Here is a 13,638-nt window from a genome sequence, read left to right as displayed (position 1 = left end):
ACCTATAAGAGGTCCTGACAAAGGCGTTGGACGTGGCGGTGGGTGATGAGGCAGGTGGCGAGTCCGAGGAAGGCTTCGTGGATGTCGTCGCGTCTCTCCCGGCGGACGCGGAGGCGTCGGAAGCCGTGGATCCAGGCGATGGTGCGCTCGACGACCCAGCGGTGAACACCGAGGCCGGAGCCGTGCGGTACTCCGCGGCGGGCGATGACCGGTTTGATGCCGTGCGCCCGGACCAGGCGGCGGTACTTGTCGTGGTCGTAGCCGCGGTCGCCGAGGAGGATGTCAGGCCGCCGGCGTGGTCGTCCGACGAGTCCGGGGACGGAGGGAATCTTCGCCAGGAGGGGCATCAGCTGGGTGACGTCGTTGCGGTTTCCGCCGGTCGGAGACACCGCGAGCGGGATGCCCTGCCCGTCGACGAGGACGTGGTGCTTGCTGCCCGGCCGCGCGCGGTCGACCGGGCTGGGACCGCTTTTGGGCCTCGCCGAGCGGCCCGGACGTGGGAGGAGTCGATCACCGCCCGAGACCAGTCGAGCTGTTTCGCCGCTCGCAGCTTCGCCAGCAGCACGAGGTGGAGCCGGTCCCAGACGCCGACCTCGTTCCAGGCCGCAAGCCGGCGCCAGCACGTCATGCCCGAACCGAAGCCCAGTTCCTGCGGCAGGTACTCCCGCTGGATCCCGGTATGCAGCACAAACAGGATTCCGCACAGCGCCTGGCGGTCAGGCACCCTCGGCCGACCGGCCACCAGTTTCGGCCCCGGCTCAGGCAACAACGGCTCGACCAGCGACCACAGTTCATCCGAGACGATCCATGGACGCGACTGTCTCTTCCCCACGAACAGCCCAACGAGCATCCAAGCTGCCAGTCACATCATCAGCGACTTCTGATAGGACCGCTTACTGATCGTTTCCGGTTGGTGATCAGCGACGCCGCCTCAGCCCAACCGAAACGGCGAGGCTAGCAGTTCGCCCAGGTCGTTCGGCTCGGGTGCGGTGCCGACCCAGTCGCCGGTCTCGGTGAAAACCTCCACGTCGGTGGTGTCGGCGTCGAACCAGCAGGTGTACGGCCCGCTTCCCCATACGGATGGTCGGCGTGCGGATCCATGCGCCCGTTATGGCGTCGGGGCAGCTCGTTTGGTGTAAGAGGCGATCAGGGCTGTTTCCATGTGGTCGATGCCGTTGAGAGAGCCGATGCGTTCGGTGAGGTAGATGTGAAGGGCGTTGGCGTCCCGGCAGACGGCGATGGCGATCAGGTGGTAGGTGCCGGTCGTGGTGCCGACGAAGGCCGCTTCGGGGTCGGCGGCCAGGGCCCTGGCGACGCTGCCGAGCCGGGCGGGCGTGACGGTCAGCCAGAGCAGGCACTGGGCGGAGAAACCGAACAGGGCCGGGGCAACCTCGACGTCGAGTTGGAGTACGCCGATGCGGCGGAGGTCTTCCATACGGCGGCGGACGGCGGATTCCGACCAGCCGACCTGGCGGGCGAGGTGCGGGTAGGGGGCGCGGCCGTCCGCGGCGAGGACGGGGAGCAGCCGGTGGTCGAGGTCGGTCAGGTCGACGGGCCCGGTGTCCGCCGTGGCCGGTGGCCGCAGTGCGGCGATCTGATCTGCGGTGAGCGCTGAGGTCCGGCCGGTCCAGCGGTGGTTCATCACGGGGTGTAGCAACCGTTGTGCGTCGACCTGTGTGATCTGGGGCAGGCGGCCCAGCGCTTCCAAGGGCGCCGCGCCCTCCTCGGCGACGCGGAAGATGCAGACGATCTCGGTGCCGCTGGAGACAACGGTCACCCAGGCGGTGTCTGGGCGGCGGGCCAACGCGCGGGCGAGCGGTGCGGTGGCGGACGGCAGGCCCCGCAGGCGTACCAGCCATTCGGCGTGGCCGGTGCGGCGGCTGTCGGGCACGCCGACCACTCGGGCGGTCCCTGTGGTGCGGAGTCTGCCGAAACGGCGGGCCACGGTGCGGTCGGAGACGCCGAGAACATCGGCGATCTTGCTGAAGGATGCGCGCCCGTCGAGCTGGAGCGCGTGCAGCAGCCGGAGGTCGAGTAAGTCCAGCGTGACCGAATCCATCTGGTCAGTGTAGGCCGGTGTCGGATAGCGGCGTGGCGGCGGCAGTTGGAGTTCAGGCGCGGGCGGTCGACGAATCATGAGTCCTATGACACGCGACATCCACGGCATCCATCACACCGGGATCCTGACCCGCGACCTCGACGGACTGGAGCGGGCCTACGCCTCGTTCGGGTTCACCCTCAGCCCGCGCTCACGGCACCTGCTGGGCGGGCGGCCCGGCCAGGCGCCGGTGCCCGGTTGCACGGCCAACCGCTGCGCGTTGTTTGGCGGGTCGTACATCGAGCTGCTCGGGATCGTGGACGAGTCCGCGCCCGACCCCTGGCACACCAAGGCAATGGCCGACGAGTACGAGGGCTTCAGACTGCTCAATCTTGACACCGACGACGCCGAATCCGCCAACCGCCGACTGGCCGACGCCGGGCTGCGCACTTCGGGCGTGCTGGAACTGGAGCGAGACGTTGACACCGAGGAGGGGACGCGCACGGTCCGGGCCCGCGCCGTGCACATCGATCCGCGCTCAACCCCGGAGGGCTACGTGGGGATCGCCCAACACCTCACCCGCCAGTACGTGCACCAGCCGCGCTATCTCAGCCACCCCAACGGCGCGCGCGGACTCGGCGCCGTGCTGATAGTGGCCGACGACGTCGAGTTCGACGCGATCACGAACCGGTACATCCGCATGCTGCAGACAACTGCCGAGCACGACGGCCCGATCGCCGCGCTGGAAGCGACGGCCGCGCGGTTGGAGATCGTCCGCGCCTCGGACGCCGAAAAGGTGCTGCCCGGCGAACCGGTTTCGGCCTCGTCGTACCTGGCCGCTATGACCGTCCTGGTCCACGACGTCGACGACGCCCGCAAGATCGTCGAGAGTGGGGGCACCGCGACCCGATCGACCGGTGACGGGTTCTTCGTCTCCGCGCGCCACGCGTACGGAGCCGGCCTGTTCTTCGCCGCTGGCTGAACACCGCGACGGTCCTGACCACCTCTTGAAGATTCCGTCACATGAACGTCAGGTCGCTTGCAGAGCACCCCGCGTCCGTGCAACGCCCCTCGTGCATCCGCAGCTGGTTCGAGCGGCAGCCCGACGACCGGACGCCCCATGAAGGAAGCCGTTGCCCGCTCGTCTGCACGTTTTCGCTCCCTATCGGAGGACCCCCTATGTTCACAACCATCCTGCTTCTCCTCGGCCCGGCGCTGGGATTTCGCCTGCTCGGTGCACTGGGGATCAGCCGGTTCGCGAGCTGGAGAGCGAGCGCCATCCACGGTCTGGCGATCATGCTCGTGGCCACCGCGGCCGCGCACTTCGTCCCGTCAAGCGTCACCGTGATGCCCAGCCACGACGACCTGGCAGCCATGGTCCCGCCGTTCGTGCCGTTTCCCCGCGCAATGGTCTACGTGACCGGCGTGCTGGAACTCCTCGGCGCCGCAGGGCTCGTCCGGGCCACGACACGCTCGGCGGCCGGGATCGGCTTGGCCGCACTCTTCGTGCTGATGCTCCCAGCCAACATCTACGCCGCCATCGAGGACATCCCGCTCGACGGCAACCCGGCCACGCCGTTGTGGTTCAGGGTTCCCGAGCAGCTGCTGTTCATCGCCATCGCGCTGTGGGCAGCCACAGCCACCCACAGCACCTCCTCTCGGCGCCTGCTGGCCGGGACCCGGCCCGGAACCCGCGACACCGTGGCAACCCGGCGATGAACACCGTCGCCTGCAGTGACGCCCACGACCATGCGGCTACAGGCCTCAGAACGCCACCGCCGCTGGCGGTGACGTCGAAGTCCATGGACGACCGGCTGATCGACGAGCTCGTGGGCCAGGCCTAGGCCGAGGGTCTGCAGCTGACCGGCGAGGGCGGGCTGCTTCAGCAGCTGACCAAGCGGCTCCTGGAGTCCGCTCTCGAAGGTGAGATCACTTATCAGTCGTGACCTGTCGCAGTGAAGGTTGATCCGCCACCCCTGGGAGAAGCCCGCCCCGCCGCAACGGCTCACCCCAGCCCGGGTCCGGCGGGGGTTCAGAAACCTGCGCCCGACAGCCGCTACACCAGCCCGTGCGCCGAACCCCTCAACGCCCGTCCCAGGGCTACCAGTTGGATTGAGAAGCCAACGGCCTGCCACCCGCCATGACGTGGGAAGGATCCTCGCCACCGGCGAGCGTTACCAACGTCCCGCCCACCACAAGGTCGGCACGAAACCACGGAGAGCCACCGCCGAAGGATAAAAGTCAAGCTGAGAGCTTGTTGGGTGACCTCTGATCGGGCGGCACCAGGTAGCCCGGTCGCCACCGCGGACTGCTCCCGGATGACGACGCCTGCGCTCGTGGTCGTTGGGGGCAAGGACGAGTCCGGCTGTGCGCCTTCTCCCCCGGTCCCGTCGCGTCGGGACAGTGCACCTCGGCGTCGCGTGGTCGCGCCCGTTGAACGGGGTGCTCATGGCGGCCTGTTGGGGCGCGTGACCGATCAGGCTTCGCGGGAAGTGCTGCGCTCGGTGGGCATGCCCCGCTTGGCGCGCAGCCAGCGCACCCACGGACTCCAACGTGCGGGCCGCGCCGGGCACTTGCCCATCAACTCCCGGTGGCAGCGGTCCAGCGCGTCCTCGACCACGGCGTCGTGCACCCAACGGGTGATCAACGGCCACATCCACAGCATCCGCCCGTAGACGCGGGCGGATGCTTCGTGCCGCACCACCGTCCCGGAGTGCTCCCCACGCAGCTGCGGCTCGACGACGAAGCGGTGGTGGCCGCGCAGGCCCAGTCCAGGGCCGAGCTCGAAGGTGACCATCCGCCCCGGCGTGTAGCCCACGACGGTGTAGGTCATGCTGCCGTGGCCTCCGGTCGCGCCCACCGCGAGGGGCCCGTCGAACGTCATCGGGGGCCAGTCGTCCACCGGCCACAGCCGGTCGTCCTCGGAGGCGAGCGAGTCGAGCAGTGGGCCGACCTTCTCAGGGTCCACCGGCCACCAACGTTCGTGCATATTACGCATGTTGCTCCTCTCCTCGACACGACTGCGCTTCGCTCGGCCTCGCTCAGGCCGACCGTGGCCGTGCACGCTAGCAGGGCGGGGGCCTCCTCCGACGCGCAGGTTTGCCACCATCCGGGCCACTCACGGATCGTGGGCGCAGGGGTCTTCTCCGTGGTCGTCGTCATGAGGTGTCTCGGGCGTGGGCAAGAACATCCAGCGGGTTCGTCCTGGCTTTCATTTGCCGTTGCCGCAGGTCAGCCCGGCAGACGGGAGTCATGGATCCGTATAGATCATGATGGGCCTCCGGGATGAAGAACCATCATGATCCCTACACGGCCGCACAGGTCGAGGGCGACGAGGTGCCTGGTCAGGCTCCATGCCGAGGAACCGAGGGGCACGGCGAACTTGCAGGATGTTGCACACTCTCGTGGCGCAGCGCCTCCCAATGGCGGTTGTCCCCAGGCGCTGCAGGAGCGGGCGGGCGAGGCCCGCAAGGCCGCAGGCGTCGCCGGCGGCAACGTGCTGGACGAGTCCAAGCTCTCTATCGCCGGTTCGCTGACCCGTTTCGCCTCGACCCACCCGGTAGACGACGAGGAGATCCCACTGCAGATCACCGCGATCGTCTCCCAGCTCGCCGCGGCCGTCGCCGCGCAGCCCAGGCCGTCTGAGCGGGCCCCGCCCCCGGCACGCCTGCTCCGAAACGCCGTCCACCGCACCGCGCGGGGGACGGCGGTTCCGTCGTCCCCCGCCGCACGGCCTAGTCGGTCCGGTCAGCTGCCCAGCGCCTCGCCGAACGCGCCGGCCTCTTGCTCCACCCCGCTGCACGTGTCGTCGGCGGTGGTGGTCTTCCCCTCCGCGCACGCCCGGTCCCGGAAGGTGGCCCACATCGAGACCGCGCCGACCCCGTTCTCCTCCGCGAAGGCGCGCAGTGACGCGGCGTCCTCCAGGGTGAAGGTCTCCCCCGCGACGTCGTTGACCCCGATCATCGCCATGACGTGCAGGGCGGCCCAGGCGTCGCCGTCGGAGACGTCCAGGACGTCGGAGATCTGGTCGTGGGCGGCGCGCGCCGCCTCTTCGGCGTAGTCGCCCATGTCGCCGGTCAGGGAAGAGCTGTAGTTCATCGCCATAATGTTCACGGCGGACAGCTCGACGTCCCGGTCCATCGCGTCGGTCAGCACGGCTACCCCGCTGTCCTCCAGGCCGTCCGGCATCACGGGCAGCGTGTAGGTGACGTCGAGGTCACGCTCCTCCTGCAGCAGCTCGATCGCCCGGTCGCGTCGGACGACAGAGGCCTCGTCGGTCAGCGCGGCCCCCTCGATGTCGAAGTCCGCCTTGTCGGCGCCTACCGCGTCGAGCACCGCCGCGTAGGCGTCCGCCAGTTCCTGGGCACTGTCACAGGCGAGCGCGAGCTCCGTGCCCGCCGCGCCGCCGAAAGAGACGCGTACGTCGGAACCGGACGAGGTCAGCTTCTGGGCGCGGGCCAGCACCGTCGCGTCGTCGGCCTCCGCGCTGCCGCCCCAGCCCGGGGTGCAACCGCCGTCGCCGGAGACGACGAACGCGAGGTTGTACGTGGTGGGCGAGCCGGACGCGTCCAGGTCGGACGCGGTGGTGGCGCTGACGTACGGCGTGTACGGGGTGTAGGCGGTGTCGGCCGCCTCGACCGGCCGTGACCCGCTCGGGCGGGGCCCCGCCGCGCCTGCCTGGTCGGCGGCGGTGTCCGTGGCGCACGCACCGCAGGCTAGCGCCAGGGCGAACAGCCCGGCCCCGGCCGCCACGGCCCCTTTCGGTGATCCGCGCAAGATGATGTGCACCTGCTCTCGTGTGAAGTGCCCCGGGCGACGTGGAAGAGGGTGCCGGGCCACTCCGAACCTCTCATGGCGAGCCGTCGCCGGGGAACATACGCACCTCACAGGTGACACCCTCACACGGTCGTTCGTTTTCCCGAATGGCCTTGTCGAGCACGGGATTCGCAGGCCGCGCGGGCGGGGCGGCCCCCGGCTCAGGCCCCGGAATCCTCAGCCGGCCCACAGCGGGCGGCCATTTTCACAGCGGTGTCCCAGGAAGCGGCCACGATTCGCACATCACCTTCCGCGACCATGCACAGATGCAATCGGACACCACTACCGAGACCGCCCCGCCGTCACAGGGCCGACGGCGCCGACACGCCGGCCCCACCCGGCCGAAGCTGCAGGAAGGTCCCGTCTTCGTCGACAGCTCCGGGCGCCGGGTGAGGGCGAGGACTAGGAGCAGGACGACGCCCAGGCCGCCGCCGAAGCCGCGCTGCTGCACTTCTCCTCTCCCCGTGACGCGGCGACGATCGCGGCGTTCCTCCGGACGCGGGTGTACCGGCCGGAGTCCCTGGTGTGGCTCGAGGGCTACCAGGCCGTGCTCCGGTGGCGGAAGGAGAACGAGATCACCGGCCTCTACGCCGTGCCCTACGAATCGAGGTCGAGGTCGGCGTCACCAAGGACTTCCCGCTTGGCCGCTGGGTCCAGCAGCAGCGGAAGGCGCTACGGGCCGGGGAGCTGGAGGAGCGGCGCAAGACCCTGCTGGTCGCACCGGAAGCCGGCATGGTCTGGGAACCGGGCGAGGAAGCGTGGGAGAACAAGCTCGCCGCACTCCGGTCCTACCGGCGGGCCACCGGACACCTCGCGCCCCGGCAGGACGCAGTCTGGGGGGAAGGCGAAGCGATGATGGCCAGCACCTCGCCAACCTCCGCCGCAAGGGCGGCCTCGGGAAGGACCCGGAACGGGCAGCGAAGCGCGCGCAGCAGCTGACGGAGATCGACCCGGACTGGGACTGCCCGTGGCCGCTGGACTGGCAACGGCACTACCGCGTCCTCGCCGACCTCGTTGACGCCGACGGCAGCCTGCCCGAGATCCAGCCCGGCGTGCTGTTCGAGGGCGACGACATCGGACGGTGGCTGGAACGGCAGAAGAACCCAGGCACGTGGTCGCAGCTATCGCCCGAGCAGCAGGAACGGCTGTCGAAGCTGGGCGTGCAACCCGCTCAGGCCCCGGCCCCCGCCCCGGCGGCAACGCCTGCGGCGAAGGGTCAGGGGAAGGCGCAGCAGGCGTTCCAGCGGGGTCTGGCATCCCTCACGCAGTGGGTCGAACGGGAAGGGCAGCGGGCGGTACCGCGCGGACACAGCGAGACGATCGCGATAGACGGCGAGGCGGAACCGGTGACCGTCAAGCTGTGCGTATGGATCTCCGACACCAAATCGAGACGCGACAAGCTCACCTCCGGGCAGCGCGCCGCCCTCGCCGCGCTCGGCATGAACTGGGTGGGACCGCTCCGGGGCGCCGAGGCCGCCCCGGAGCCAGCTGCCCCGCAGCCCGCGCCGGTGCAGCCCGCGCCGGCGCGGCGGAAGCACCACGAGGAATGCGACAAGGCGCTCTACGAGGGCGGTACGTGTACCTGCGACCTCATCGAGCAGTACGGACCTCCCACCGAACGCGACGACTACTGACCGGCCCCCCGCACCCGACCAGACCCCGGGACCTCTTGAGGCCGGGGTCTCGCGCTGTCACCGGCCAGACCTCGGCACCACCTTGCAACACGGAGTGCAACACGCATGCCCTGCCCCTGCTCCTGGCGGGCTTTCCAGCAGGTCAGGGGCGCAACGGTGCCTGTTGCAGGTTCGCGTTGCAGAGCGGTGTTGCACAGCGCATTGCGGTCTCCGTGGGGCGGTGGCGTGACCTCTGCCACTGAACCTTGACCGTTTGCCACTGAAGATTGACGGACGCCGGTTTGTGCCACTGAACCTTGACCGGCCTGGCCAGACAATCCGACTGTGAACTGCGGCTTAGCCGCCAAGGGGTGTCAGCTTGGTCGTGCGCCTCGCACGGACCAGGGATGTCCCGCTGAGGGCCTATGAGCCTGGGACCCCGGCCCAACTCGGCGCCCATGCCGCTGAGCTCCGAAACGATCCAGCGTCTGACCGCAGCCACCGAGACCAACCCCGCCCTGAAGCTGCTGATCGCCCTCGTCGGCATCCATGCGCTCTACCCGCACAAGGCCCGAGCGCTGCCCCTGACTGCCATCGACTTCACCCGCGGCCGGCTCACGCTCGGCGACATCAATCACCCCCTCGACGCCTTCACCCAGCAGGCCACCGTCGACTACATCCACCTCCGGCACCAGCGCTGGCCACATACCCGCAACCCTCACATGTTCATCAGCTCGCAGACCGCGCACACCCGGGGCCCGGTCACAACCGGCTGGATGCAGCCTCTGCTGCGCGGCCTCCCGGTCACCGCCCAGCAACTTCCCGAGGACCGAATCCTAGAAGAGGCCGCCGCCACCGGCGCTGACCCGCAGCACCTATGCGCGGTGTCCAACATCACTCCGGAGACCGGACTCCGCTACACCCGCTTCTTCCACCCCGACCCCACGGACAGCGACGACGTATCCGGCTGCAACATGGAGACATCGTGACCGACCACCACGCTCACCTGCTCGCCATCATCGGCGAGCTCGGCGGTGAGCTGGAGCTCCCAGCTACCCGTAACGGGCGCTTCAGGGGCGCGGTCATCCCAGAAGGCTGCGCGGTCAGCGCCGGCTACCGCCGATGCGGCGGTCGTCGGCCAGTCCGGTCAGCGGGCCGAACTCGCAGGCAAGCTGGTTCCACGTCAGAACCTCGCCACAGCGGGCCGGGAACTCCTTCGGGTTGAACTCGGGCATGGTCCAGGTGCCAGTGCCCCGGTCCCGCAGCCACAGGTCCCCGTCACCGTCGACCACAGTCGGCGGGACCGGTACGGGCTCGGCCTGATCGGTGGGCTCCCAGGTGACCCGGCCCGGGTGGGAAACGCGGCGCAGCTCGGTGGTGGCCAGCCGCGCGGCCAAGTCACGGGTGGACTCTTCGGCGTCCTTGACCGACGCGAGTCGGAATGCGTCGTCAAGTACGGGCAGGGCTGGATTTTTGCTGCGCTTTGAACTCATACGCTCACTACCTCAGGCGGGGGGGGGCGTCACATCCGTTATGGCACCCCGAAGAGGAACACGGTATCCGAGGCGGGAGCCGGGCCGGCTACGACCACTGTCCAGGTGGAGCCGCCGGCACACCGGGCGGTGGGGCCAGGCCGTGTCCGATGGGTCGTGTGACGCTCCCGCTGGGATGCAGCTCGTGCGCGGTGATCAGCCGCTTGAACCGCGGATACGCGGTCCTCTCGATCGACGTCACAACCCACCCCATGCCCCAGATGACGTCAGCACCACCACCAACGACGCAGGTCCGGATTCTCCTGGCCTACCGAGAGCGCCACTGATGTGGCCGCTTGAACCACCCGCCGTGTCCGCCCGCCACAGCTATGACACGTGCGTGGGCAATACGCGGGATCGGGCGCGCCGCGAGCTGCTCGTTGGTAGAGCAGCATGGGCGCGGTCCGGTACCTGTATGCCAAGCTCAGATGGTGCTCAAGACTTCCGGCTATGACTTCCACGCGCGGAGGCTGGCTGTCATGTTGATACCTACGCGGGACCGTGGGTCGCTAGCTGCGGCTACTTGAGCAGGGGGACTGGATGCTTTCAATGATGGGCACGGGAGCCATGATCGGCATAGCTGTCACGATGGTTGCCATCGCAGCTCTCGCCGTTGTTGTCGTCAAGCGGCTTGGTGCGCGGGGGCGGTAGACCTCCCAAGAGACTCTCAAGGGCACCGTCGGCGAACCCCTCCGTACCCAGGCGGCAGGTCGGCGCAGTGGTGCAGGGGGCCCGTCGACCGACCTGTTCAGACCGTCGGCCTGCGCCGGAGTTCTCAGCCATTGCGCCGCTCCTTACGTGCGAGAGGGGCAGCTTGCCACCCATATGCATGCCCTTGCCGTGGTTGAGCATTGCGCGCTGGGCAGGCTGTGACCGGCGTGGAGTCGCACCCTGGAAAGAGAAGCGCGCCGGTAGTCATCACCGGTATTGGCCCTAGCGGCCGTCACTCAGACCGCCCCTGACGTCGATCTCTCGGGCCCCACCTGGGGAGAACTCCGCGGCTCCGCCTGGTCCATGGAACTCAACATCGGCTCCGAGGACCCCGTGGGCTCGATCATGCTCCACATCCGTGGCTCCGGCGACGTCGTGCTCACAGCACTTCCGCCTTGCCGAAGCCCTGCGCTGCAAGGTCCTCGACTGCACAGAAGGAGATCTCGTCACTCCACGAAAGACGTCGGTCTGGCACGCCTTCCAGCAGTTCCGCGACCGCGTGCTCGGCCCTCTTTACTGACGGAGGTGACCCCGGGGCCCACGACACGCCGGGTCCTTCCGGGCCAGTGGCCGACAGCCTCTGCCCCTCGTGGCCGCATCCGTTGGAGCAGAAGCGCTCGCGGCGTCGGCCGTCGGCTATCGCGAGTACCGAGACCAGCAGTCGGAATGCCTTCCGCCGTTCGTTGAGGGGAGCGAGACCGGCGATCTTTCCCAGCTGTTCGTTGATCCGGCCGCGTGCGATCAGGACCGCGGGCGTATGGGTGGGGCGAAGCCAGGCACGGCTGATGCTCTCCGGTCCGTCCTCGGTGTTGGCACGGGCCTGTACGCAGTACTGGCACAAGAGCCGCAACACGTCGAACTGCTCCTCCGGCGAGAGACCCTCGAACCACTCGATGCCGTCTGGTATCGGTCGCAGCTCCTGTGCGAGCTCGTTAAGCCTGATAGCCCACTCGTTCACGCCTGGTACTCCCGCCGAAGGGACAGCTATTCCTCGAGCCGCAATCGAACAGCACTGCCACCTCACCCGGCCCACTCCATATGAGGCGTCAGGCCACTCCGTGGCCGCCCTCAAGCTAGAGCTGTGGCCTCCCAGGCAGCGGTCACACACCCTTCCTCCCAGTGCCACCATCCCTTGGTTTCACCGTGTTTCAAGAGCTTGCGGATCTGGGGAGATCCGCCTCCGGCGGGACATCCAAGGCCACCATTCGGTACCGCTCGATCCCCTCGCCGGTCGTGCCGAGGCTGTGGAAAATCTCTAGCACGCTCTGCCGGGCAGCGGCTGAGCCGTCGTCCTTTAGCACGATCAGCCGGATGGTGCAGTTCTGAGACGGCCGGACCGTCTCCCCGGCCCAGAAAACACCGTCGCCATCGAGCTCCACCTTGATGATGTCCCCGCTGGCGACTCCGCGTACGAACCAGGGTGTGTTGTCCAACTGCACCGTTCCGTCGCCGAGGTCCACCGCCCACAGGCTCTCGACGCTCTCTGGCGGCCAGCCATCCTCGTCTATGTCCATCCGGAAGTGGACCTTCACGTGGTTGTCACTGATGTTCGTCACCGCGCCATCATCCGCGCCGCCTTCACGGGCCTGGGCGTGGGAGATCTCACCGGATCTGGACGGTGGCGCAGCTGAACGTCGTGTCCTGGAGCAGGGCCGGAGTGATGGCGACGCCGGTCAGCTGCTCTGCCAGAGCGAACGCTGCCGGTGAGGAGAGATCTGTTTCCGGAGCCTCCTCCTCGAGATGGAAGCCGATCCGCTCCATGACGTCGAGGAGTACGTCGGGTGCGGTGCCCCAGCGGTCCTCCGGGAACATGGGGTCGAAGCACAGCCGCAGGACCTGGTCCTCGGCCCAGAGGAACGTGCCGACGGCGTTGACATTGACGAAGTGGGAGACCCAGCTCGCCCCGGCGGAGGCCGGCAGGACTCGTTCTTCGGTGACCCCGAGGTAGCCGTTTGGCTCGATCAGCAGCGTCCAGGCGCCGACAGTCGTCATGCCGATCAGCTGGCGGGCGCCATCCTCAAGGTCGTACTGGGCGAAGGCGGCGTCGACGACTTCGGCTATGCCCTGCAAGGGAGCCTCCGGTCGTCCTTCCAGCCGGGATATCAGCTCAGCAGGGGACAGGCCCCGCACGAGGGTGAAGCAGTACGCCTCGGCGATGTCTGGAAAGTCGTTCTCGAACCACGCGTAGTCCGCTCCGGTCTTCGTCATGCCACCCATCCTTGCCCCTGCGTCTGACAGCGGAGGACCCGGCCGCAGGCGGGTGGGAAACGCTCTCCGCCGATCCGGGAAGCGATCTTCGTACGCCTCTGGAATGCCTGGTCAGGGGTACTCGTGAACAGCCCCAGGTTCCCGGCGTACCGCTCGTCCCTTTGACGCCGGGTGCGGCAATCAAGGCCTTCGGCTACCTCCGGGCCGTTCAGGCCGGCGACACCGAAGCGGCTGCCGGGTTCGCCGACGCCGATCCGCAAATGCCCGCGCTGCTCGTCGACGTCACCGAGCGGATCATCGTCCCCGTCACCGCCCTGTGCGGTCTCGACCCGGACCCATGCGACGACTCCGTCGCCCTGGAGGCCGTCGGGCGGGTCCTCGTGGCCACCCTGCGCAACTGGTCGGTGGTGGCCGGGCCGGGCACCACAGAAGGCATCGCCCGCGCAGTCATCGGCTTCGTCGCGCACATCCTCACCCAGGAGGACCGTGAGGACGTCTCCGACGTCCTGCGCGAGCTGGAGGCCGTCGGGGTGGGCCAGGCCCTTGAGGCGCATCCCGCACCGGACGGCTCGCGCCCGGTGCTGGTCGTCGGTGTCGCGCGGGCGGACAGGTCGGCGGTCATCATCCGGCCTCGCCCGACGGGCCGCGTGTAGTGGTCGATGACCCTCTGCACAATCTGTTCGTCCAGGCCCGCCTGGTGGGGCCGGCCGCGCAGGACGTA

At 68.7% G+C, this 13,638-nt stretch carries 12 protein-coding genes and 3 pseudogenes; 7 read left to right on the top strand and 8 right to left on the bottom strand.

Going from position 1 to position 13,638, the window contains the following annotated elements; genetic code table 11:
- Positions 1-2: 2 nt before the first annotated feature.
- Positions 3-850, bottom strand: a protein-coding gene (locus QFZ58_RS33845; RefSeq protein ID WP_307128660.1) for an IS5 family transposase whose coding sequence is annotated in 2 segments (ribosomal slippage) — positions 3-475 and positions 475-850 — 849 coding nt in all. Because the reading frame shifts where the segments join, the coding sequence is not laid out codon by codon here.
- A 258-nt stretch (positions 851-1,108) separates the two neighbouring features.
- Positions 1,109-2,059, bottom strand: coding sequence for an Lrp/AsnC family transcriptional regulator (locus QFZ58_RS33840; RefSeq protein WP_307128659.1), 951 nt, complete (start codon positions 2,057-2,059; stop codon positions 1,109-1,111).
- A gap of 85 nt (positions 2,060-2,144) precedes the next feature.
- On the opposite strand from QFZ58_RS33840, the gene QFZ58_RS33835 reads away from it, so the two are divergent.
- The 4 genes and pseudogenes from QFZ58_RS33835 to QFZ58_RS33820 all read left to right on the top strand — a co-directional run.
- On the top strand, positions 2,145-3,020 hold the full coding sequence (locus tag QFZ58_RS33835) for a VOC family protein (protein ID WP_307128658.1): 876 nt from the start codon (positions 2,145-2,147) through the stop codon (positions 3,018-3,020).
- Positions 3,021-3,217: 197 nt separating this feature from the next.
- Entirely contained in the window at positions 3,218-3,757 is a 540-nt protein-coding gene (locus QFZ58_RS33830; protein WP_307128657.1) for a hypothetical protein, read from the top strand.
- A gap of 83 nt (positions 3,758-3,840) precedes the next feature.
- A pseudogene (locus QFZ58_RS33825) lies at positions 3,841-3,972 on the top strand (IS256 family transposase); the annotation flags it as partial.
- A gap of 31 nt (positions 3,973-4,003) precedes the next feature.
- Positions 4,004-4,276, top strand: a pseudogene (locus QFZ58_RS33820) (transposase); the annotation flags it as partial.
- A 238-nt stretch (positions 4,277-4,514) separates the two neighbouring features.
- Here the strand turns inward: QFZ58_RS33820 and QFZ58_RS33815 are convergent.
- Together QFZ58_RS33815 and QFZ58_RS33805 are read right to left on the bottom strand one after the other, a co-directional pair.
- Entirely contained in the window at positions 4,515-5,036 is a 522-nt protein-coding gene (locus tag QFZ58_RS33815) for an SRPBCC family protein (RefSeq protein WP_307128656.1), read from the bottom strand.
- Positions 5,037-5,785: 749 nt separating this feature from the next.
- Entirely contained in the window at positions 5,786-6,814 is a 1,029-nt protein-coding gene (locus tag QFZ58_RS33805) for a chitinase (protein WP_307128655.1), read from the bottom strand.
- Positions 6,815-7,259: 445 nt separating this feature from the next.
- Here QFZ58_RS33805 and QFZ58_RS33800 point away from each other — a divergent pair.
- Positions 7,260-8,487, top strand: a pseudogene (locus tag QFZ58_RS33800) (helicase associated domain-containing protein); the annotation flags it as partial.
- A 404-nt stretch (positions 8,488-8,891) separates the two neighbouring features.
- Positions 8,892-9,455: a hypothetical protein gene (locus QFZ58_RS33795; protein WP_307128654.1), complete on the top strand. Its 564-nt coding sequence runs from the start codon at positions 8,892-8,894 to the stop codon at positions 9,453-9,455.
- Between the two features lie 114 nt (positions 9,456-9,569).
- On the opposite strand, the gene QFZ58_RS33790 is transcribed toward QFZ58_RS33795, so the two are convergent.
- From QFZ58_RS33790 to QFZ58_RS33775, 4 genes are all read right to left on the bottom strand, one after another.
- Positions 9,570-9,959, bottom strand: coding sequence for a hypothetical protein (locus QFZ58_RS33790; protein WP_307128653.1), 390 nt, complete (start codon positions 9,957-9,959; stop codon positions 9,570-9,572).
- 1,129 nt (positions 9,960-11,088) lie between these two features.
- Positions 11,089-11,667 (bottom strand): DUF5958 family protein, encoded by a 579-nt coding sequence (locus QFZ58_RS33785; protein WP_307128652.1) that lies wholly within the window; start codon positions 11,665-11,667, stop codon positions 11,089-11,091.
- A gap of 190 nt (positions 11,668-11,857) precedes the next feature.
- Entirely contained in the window at positions 11,858-12,265 is a 408-nt protein-coding gene (locus QFZ58_RS33780) for a DUF4265 domain-containing protein (RefSeq protein ID WP_307128651.1), read from the bottom strand.
- 46 nt (positions 12,266-12,311) lie between these two features.
- Positions 12,312-12,917, bottom strand: a complete 606-nt coding sequence (locus QFZ58_RS33775) for a DUF6461 domain-containing protein (protein WP_307128650.1) — start codon at positions 12,915-12,917, stop codon at positions 12,312-12,314.
- Positions 12,918-13,078: 161 nt separating this feature from the next.
- Between QFZ58_RS33775 and QFZ58_RS33770 the strand changes: the two genes are divergently transcribed.
- Entirely contained in the window at positions 13,079-13,570 is a 492-nt protein-coding gene (locus QFZ58_RS33770) for a hypothetical protein (protein WP_307128649.1), read from the top strand.
- The last annotated feature ends 68 nt before the right edge of the window (positions 13,571-13,638 follow it).

This window comes from Streptomyces sp. B1I3 (genome assembly GCF_030816615.1).
Lineage (GTDB): Bacteria > Actinomycetota > Actinomycetes > Streptomycetales > Streptomycetaceae > Streptomyces.
The sequence above is the reverse complement of the archived record's forward strand: the minus strand, read 5'-3'. Positions and strand labels throughout refer to the sequence as shown.

Bases quoted from the DNA above. Each gene is read 5' to 3' on its own strand.
- QFZ58_RS33840 (WP_307128659.1), bottom strand. From the start codon at position 2,059: ATGGATTCGGTCACGCTGGACTTACTCGACCTCCGGCTGCTGCACGCG.
- QFZ58_RS33835 (WP_307128658.1), top strand. From the start codon at position 2,145: ATGACACGCGACATCCACGGCATCCATCACACCGGGATCCTGACCCGC.
- QFZ58_RS33830 (WP_307128657.1), top strand. From the start codon at position 3,218: ATGTTCACAACCATCCTGCTTCTCCTCGGCCCGGCGCTGGGATTTCGC.
- QFZ58_RS33815 (WP_307128656.1), bottom strand. From the start codon at position 5,036: ATGCGTAATATGCACGAACGTTGGTGGCCGGTGGACCCTGAGAAGGTC.
- QFZ58_RS33795 (WP_307128654.1), top strand. From the start codon at position 8,892: ATGAGCCTGGGACCCCGGCCCAACTCGGCGCCCATGCCGCTGAGCTCC.
- QFZ58_RS33790 (WP_307128653.1), bottom strand. From the start codon at position 9,959: ATGAGTTCAAAGCGCAGCAAAAATCCAGCCCTGCCCGTACTTGACGAC.
- QFZ58_RS33775 (WP_307128650.1), bottom strand. From the start codon at position 12,917: ATGACGAAGACCGGAGCGGACTACGCGTGGTTCGAGAACGACTTTCCA.